This is a genomic window from Streptomyces tamarix, from assembly GCF_032423885.1.
In the GTDB taxonomy this organism is placed as follows: Bacteria; Actinomycetota; Actinomycetes; order Streptomycetales; family Streptomycetaceae; genus Streptomyces; species Streptomyces tamarix.
This window is the reverse complement of the sequence record NZ_JAWCTQ010000004.1, coordinates 255130-261129: the sequence shown is the minus strand read 5'-3', so window position 1 is coordinate 261129 and position 6000 is coordinate 255130. Positions and strand designations below refer to the sequence as shown.

At 73.8% G+C, this 6000-nt stretch carries 6 protein-coding genes; 3 read left to right on the top strand and 3 right to left on the bottom strand.

Annotation, left to right across the window (positions count from 1 at the left end; all coding sequences use genetic code 11):
• Positions 1-42: 42 nt before the first annotated feature.
• From RND61_RS05630 to RND61_RS05620, 3 genes are read right to left on the bottom strand one after another with little or no spacing between them, the layout of a single operon-like run.
• Positions 43-651 carry a TetR/AcrR family transcriptional regulator gene (locus RND61_RS05630; protein ID WP_315876609.1) on the bottom strand — a complete coding sequence of 203 codons (609 nt, stop codon included), beginning with the start codon at positions 649-651 and terminating at the stop codon, positions 43-45.
• Positions 652-688: 37 nt separating this feature from the next.
• Positions 689-2776, bottom strand: a complete 2088-nt coding sequence (locus RND61_RS05625; RefSeq protein WP_315876608.1) for a YhgE/Pip domain-containing protein — start codon at positions 2774-2776, stop codon at positions 689-691.
• Complete coding sequence (locus tag RND61_RS05620) at positions 2748-3842, bottom strand: ATP-binding cassette domain-containing protein (protein WP_315876607.1); 1095 nt, start codon at positions 3840-3842, stop codon at positions 2748-2750. The genes RND61_RS05625 and RND61_RS05620 overlap by 29 nt, the downstream gene beginning before the upstream one ends.
• 159 nt (positions 3843-4001) lie before the next feature.
• On the opposite strand from RND61_RS05620, the gene RND61_RS05615 reads away from it, so the two are divergent.
• The 3 genes from RND61_RS05615 to RND61_RS05605 all read left to right on the top strand — a co-directional run bounded on the left by RND61_RS05615 (position 4002) and on the right by RND61_RS05605 (position 5910).
• On the top strand, positions 4002-4469 hold the full coding sequence (locus tag RND61_RS05615) for an SAV_6107 family HEPN domain-containing protein (RefSeq protein WP_315876605.1): 468 nt from the start codon (positions 4002-4004) through the stop codon (positions 4467-4469).
• A 23-nt stretch (positions 4470-4492) separates the two neighbouring features.
• Positions 4493-5251 carry a methyltransferase gene (locus RND61_RS05610; RefSeq protein ID WP_315876603.1) on the top strand — a complete coding sequence of 253 codons (759 nt, stop codon included), beginning with the start codon at positions 4493-4495 and terminating at the stop codon, positions 5249-5251.
• Positions 5252-5517: 266 nt separating this feature from the next.
• Entirely contained in the window at positions 5518-5910 is a 393-nt protein-coding gene (locus RND61_RS05605) for a DUF3040 domain-containing protein (RefSeq protein WP_315876601.1), read from the top strand.
• Positions 5911-6000: the final 90 nt, after the last annotated feature.

Sequence of the window (6000 nt, the reverse complement as noted above, 5' to 3'; positions counted from 1 at the left end):
GTCACTCCGCGGGGGCCTTCGTCCCGGAACCCCGGCGCGCGGTCAGCGGCCGCTCACCCGCCCGTGCAGCAGCCGCGACAGGGCGGCGTGCACGTCGTCGATGGACCGCTCCCGCTGGAACGCCTGCCAGTCGAGCGCCGCCACCAGCACCATGCCGACGAGCGCGGCCGCCGTCAGCGGGATGTCGATGTCCTCGCTCAGCTCACCGCCCGCGACGGCGTCCCGCAGCACGGTCTCGACGACCGCGACCGCCTCCTGCCGCACCACCAGGAGGGTCGACTGCCAGGCCCGGTTGGTGCGCCACAGCTCGGCCACGTACAGCTGGGTGAAGGCCGGGTACCGGTCGATGAAGACCAGGCCCGCCCGGATCATCGCGTCCAGCGCCTCGACCCGCGTCCCGCCGCGCGCCGCCGTCTCGTCGGCGGCGGCGCGCAGCGAGGCGGTGAGCAGTCCGACGCCGTGCCGCAGCAACTCCTCGAACAGCTCGGTCTTGCTCTTGAAGTTGTAGTAGACGGTGCCCTTGGCCACCCCGGCCCGCTCCGCGATCTCGTCGACGGTCGTCGCCGAGAAGCCCTGTTCCGCGATGAGGGTGACGGCCGCCTCGTACAGCTTGGTACGGGTGGCCTGCCGTCGGGTGCTCTGGGTGTCCATGGCGTCGATTCTCACAGGTCCCGGCCGCCCGTCCGGCCTACAGGCTCAGCTCGGGGTGCAGACGGTCGAACGTCCACACCTGCTTGCGGCGGGCCGACAGGGCCGTCAGCGCGAGCGCGCCCGCCGTGAACGCGGCCAGGACCGCGCACGCCTGCCACACGGGGTCCGCGGGGCCGCCCGTGATGAGCCGGCGCAGCGCCTCGACGACGTGGGTCATCGGCAGGTACGGGTGGACCGCGTTGAAGAAGCCCGGGCTGGTCTGCACGGGGTACGTGCCGCCCGCCGAGGTCAACTGGAGCATGAGCAGCGCCAGGACGAGGATGCGCCCCGCCGCCCCGAACCGGGCGTTCAGCCACTGGATGATCGCGGCGAAGCAGCAGGTCACCAGGGCCAGGAAGCCCAGGGTCCCGGCGGCGCGCGCCATCTCCAGGCCGAGTCCCCAGTGCAGTACCGCCATCAGCGCCACCACCTGCACGAGGCCGATCGCGGCGACGGGCAGCCAGCCGGCGAACGCGATCCGCCAGGCGGAGGCGCCCGCGGCCAGGGCCCGCCGGTTCATCGGCTGGATCAGCATGTACGCCACCATGGCGCCCACCCACAGGGACAGCGGGATGAAGTACGGCGCGAAGCCCGTGCCGTAGTTGGCCGCCTCGTGCAGCGACTGGGAGGCGAGTCGGACCGGGTCGGCCATGACCTCGGTACGGCGGTCGCGGTCCCGCTCGTCGTAGTCGGGGATCCGCCCGACGCCCTCGTCGAGGCCGCTGGCGAGCTCGGTGGAGCCGTCGGCCAGCTTGAACAGGCCGCCGTCCAGGTCGTTGGCGCCCTTCTTGATCCGGCCGAGGCCGGAGTCGATGCCGACGGCGCCGTCCCTGCTCTTGGTGACGCCCCGGTGGAGTTCGGCCATCCCCTTGGCGACGCGCTGCGCGCCGCTGTTCAGCTCGTTGATCCGGGCGATCGCGTAGTCGACGTCCTGGCTGAGGGTCGGCGCGCGCCTGCCGAGGGCCTCCGCCTTCCGCTGGAGGTCGGCGAGTTGGGCGTCCAGCCTCTTGAGGTCGCCGCCGCTGTCCTGCGCCAGTGCGTGCACGTCGTCCGCGACGGTCGCCACGTCGGCGGCGGCCACCTTGGCCTTCTTCAGCTCGGCGCACAGCTCGGCGTCGGCGGCCGGGGTGCCCTCGCACCGCTCGGTGTGCAGCGCGGCGAGCCCGTCGGCCGCCTTGTGCGCCCCGGTGCGGGCGGCGGGGCCGTGCCGGACGATGCCGTCCAGGCTGTTGCGGGCCGCCTGGGAGGTGTCCGCGACGAGCCGGGCCGCGTCACCGATCTGCTTGCCGTTGTCCCGCAGGTACGGGCGGACCTCCGGCGCGACGCCGTTGACCCGGTCGGCGAGTTGCTGGGTGCCGTTCGCGACCTCGCGGGAGCCGCTCTCCAGCCGTCCGGCGGCGGAGTCGATCTTCTTGAGGCCGGAGGCGAGGTCGGCGGTGCCGTCCTTGGCCTTCGCCAGGTTGTCCGCGAGGCTCCTGGCGCCCTTCTTCGCCTCGCCGACGCCGTCCTTGAGGTCGTTGGCGCCCTTGGCGGCCTTCTCCGTCGCGTCGTGGATGTCGGAGAACGAGATGAAGATCTTGTCGAGGAACGAGCGGGACGACTTCGTCGACGCGGCGGTCCGCACCTCGGAGAACACGGTCCGCGAGATCTGGCCGACGATGTAGTTGTTGGCGTCGTTCGTCCGCACCTGGAGCGCGCCGGTCTCCGGGGCGTCGCCGGAGCTGGAGGCGACGCGGGCGCTGAAGTCCTCGGGCATGGTCAGCGACAGGTAGTACCTGCCGTCCTCGACGCCGTCGCGGGCCTCGGCGTCGCTCACCTCGTGCCAGTCGAAGACGGCGCTGTCCCGCAGGCCCTCGGTGATGTCGTCGCCGGCGTTGACCTCCTTGCCGTCGGCGGTGGTGCCCCTGTCCTCGTTGACGAGCGCGACGGGTATCCGGTCGAGCCTGCCGTACGGGTCCCAGAACGACCACAGGTACAGCGCGCCGTACAGCAGCGGCAGCAGCAGGATCGCGACCAGCGCGGCCCGCGGCAGCTTCCCCCGCCCGAACCGCTTCAGCTCAAGCGCGGCCAGTCTCGGCGAACGCATCGGCCGCCCCCTCCTCGTCGTCGATGTCGTCACCGGGGCCCTCGCCGCTCCGCGCGGCGCCGTCCCCGTCCTCCCGGGCGTCCCCGTCCTCCCGGGCGCCCGCGCCCCGGCGGGCCTCCCCGGCCGCGCGCCCGGCAGGGCCTTCGGACGGGGTGCCGGCCGCCGCGGCGGCCGGGCCCGTCGTACGAATGACCACGTCCGGCTCGTCCGTCGTACGGATCGCCACGTCCGGTTCGTCCGTCGTGCGGATCGCCACGTCCGGTTCGTCCGTCGTGCGGATCGCCACGTCCGGTTCGTCCGTCGTGCGGATCGCCACGTCCGGTTCGTCCGTCGTGCGGATCACCACGTCCGCCTCGTCCGGGACCTCCGTGCAGACCGCCAGCACCGTGACGCCGCCGTCGGCGACACGGCGGAGCATCGACCAGGCGGCCGCCTTCTCGGCGCCGTCCAGCTTCAGGTCCGTGTCGTCCACCGCGAGCAGCCGGGGCCCGCCCAGCAGGGCGAGCGCGACGGACAGGCGCAGGGCCTCCAGCCGCTCCAGGTCCCGCACCGAGGTCCGCTCGCCCTTGGGCAGCGCCTCCGTGTCCAGCCCGGCCGCCTCCAGGGCGGCCTCCACCCGGCGCCGGTTCTCGGCCGCCCGCCCGGAGCGCGGTCGCAGCAGGGCCAGCGGGGGACCGCCGAACCGGCGGCGCAGCAGCGCGGCCTCCCGCAGGTGCTCCGCGACGGTGAACGCCGGGTCCAGCTCGCTCACCCCCGGTACGTGCGCGAGGGCGCTGAACCGCCGTACGGCGGCCATCCTGCGCGGCAGGCGCGCCCCGCCCACCTCGGCGTACCCCTCGCCGGGGCGCATCCGGCCGGTCAGGGCGAGCAGCAGGCACGTACGGCCGGACCCGGAAGGCCCCGCCACGGCGACGAGGCTGCCGGGCGCGGCCTTCGCGTCCACCCCCCGGAACGCCCAGCCGCGCGGGCCCTTCAGGCCGAACCCCTCCGCCCTGACGGCGGCTCCCGGCCGCGCCGGGGGCGCCTTCGTCCCCGTGGAACCGGTCTCGTCGTCCGCGCTCTCCACGAACCTCCCCCAACCTTTTTGAACTGACCAGTCAGTTCAAAAGCTACAGGCGGCCGGCAGACGAAGCAAAACCGCAGGTCACCCGGGGATGTCAGTGGCGGCTTGCACGATGGGAACCAGACGGCCGAAGCGCCGTCACACGACGACAGGAGGTCCGTCATGGCGAGCGACGTCCATCCCGTGCCGCGCCGCTCATCGGCACCGCCCGCCGCCCTCGACCTGCTCGCCCAGGCACACGCCGGCCTGGCCGAGGCGACCACCCTCGACGACCCCAACGAGCGGTACGCGACGGCCCACCTGGCCGCCCTCCGCACCGCCGCCGCCGTCCTGGCCGTGCGCGGTCGCCCGGAGCCCCCGCGGCGCGGCCGGCGCGGGATCCGCACAGCCTGGGAGATCCTGACCGAGACCGCGCCCGAGCTGGCCGAATGGAGCGCCCTGTTCGCCGCGGGCGCCACCCGCAGGGCCCGCGCCGAGGCGGGCATACGCGGCGCCGCCACCGCGCGGGACGCCGACGACCTGGTCCGCGACGTCGCGATGTTCCTGCGCCTGGTGGAGCGGCTGCTCGCGCTGCGGCCGGCGGCGCGGCCGAGGACGGCCCCCGAGGCCATAGGCTGGGACCGTTCGTAACAGTCAGCGAGGAGTCAACCGCCGTGCCCGACCCGCAGCGCCCCCGTGCCTCCCTTCGTACCGCCGTGGTGTGGGACGTCCTCCAGGGGGCCCTCGACCGCAGGGCCGAAGCGACCGGCAAGGAAAGCCTCGACGTCCTCGACACGGGCGGCGGCAGCGGCAACTTCGCGGTGCCCGTCGCCCGCCTCGGCCACCGCGTGACCGTGGTCGACCCCAGCCCCAACGCCCTGTTCGCCCTGGAGCGCCGCATCGCGGAGGCGGGCGTCGCCGACCGCGTCCACGGCGTCCAGGGGGACATCCACGACCTGTTCGACGTCGTCGGGCGCGGCGGCTTCGACGCGGTGCTCTGCCACGGGGTCCTGGAGTACGTCGACGACCCCGCCGAGGGCGTGCGCCACGCCGTCGAGGCCCTGCGCCCCGGGGGCGTGCTCAGCCTGCTCGCGGCCGGCCTCGGCGGCGCCGTCCTGGCGCGGGCCCTCGCCGGCCACTTCAACCAGGCGCTCCGCGCGCTGACCGACCCGGCGGGCCACTGGGGCGAGGGCGACGCGGTGCCGCGCCGCTTCACCGCCGAGCAGCTCACCGGGGCCGTCGAGGCGGCCGGCGTGAAGATCGGCGCGGTGCACGGCGTGCGCGTCTTCGCCGACCTCGTCCCCGGCGTCCTCGTCGACACGGAACCCGGCGCCATCGACGCCCTCAACAGGCTGGAGGCCGCCGCCGCCGAGCTGCCCGCGTTCCACTCGGTGGCGTCGCAACTGCACGTGCTGGGCGAAAAGCGCGGCTGACCCGGCGAAGGGGTCTGAACAGCGCCGCAGCGGCAGATGGAGTACGCCACAGCCGCCCCGATCGCGCCGGGATCCCCGTATGATCGAAGGACACCATCCGGCATGACGGTTCGGACGACGGGGAATCAAGGCCTCACCGGCTGAACCGGCATGGCGGTCCGATCGGCGAATTGGCACTGAGGGCGGGTTTCACGGGGACGATTCCCTGCCTATCCTGAAAGGGCCGCATACCGGTCGCCCCCGCGACCGACGATGAGGAGGACTCCGTGCCGCTCTCGGAGCACGAGCAGCGAATGCTCGAGCAGATGGAGCGAGCGCTGTACGCCGAAGATCCCAAGTTCGCGACAGCGCTCGAGGGAAGCGGGCTGCGTACGTACACCCGACGACGGGTCTACCAGGCGGTCGCTGGATTCCTGGTGGGTATCGCGCTCCTCATGGCCGGAATGGTCGCCCAGCAGATCTGGATCAGCGTGGTGGGCTTCCTCGTCATGCTCGGCTGCGCGGTCCTGGCCGTCACCGGCTGGCGCAAGGCCCCCAAGCCCGGGGAGCAGCCCGCCCCCGGAGGCGCGCCCCACGGCAGGGCGAACCGCCAGCGCCGCTCGATGATGGACCGCATCGAACAGCGCTGGCAGCGCCGGCGCGACGAACAGGGCCACTGACCCACACCGCGACGGAGGGGTGACCGCACAGGCGGTCACCCCTCCGTCGCGTACGTCCTCGTCCTCCCGCGCCGGCCGGTGACGGCCTCT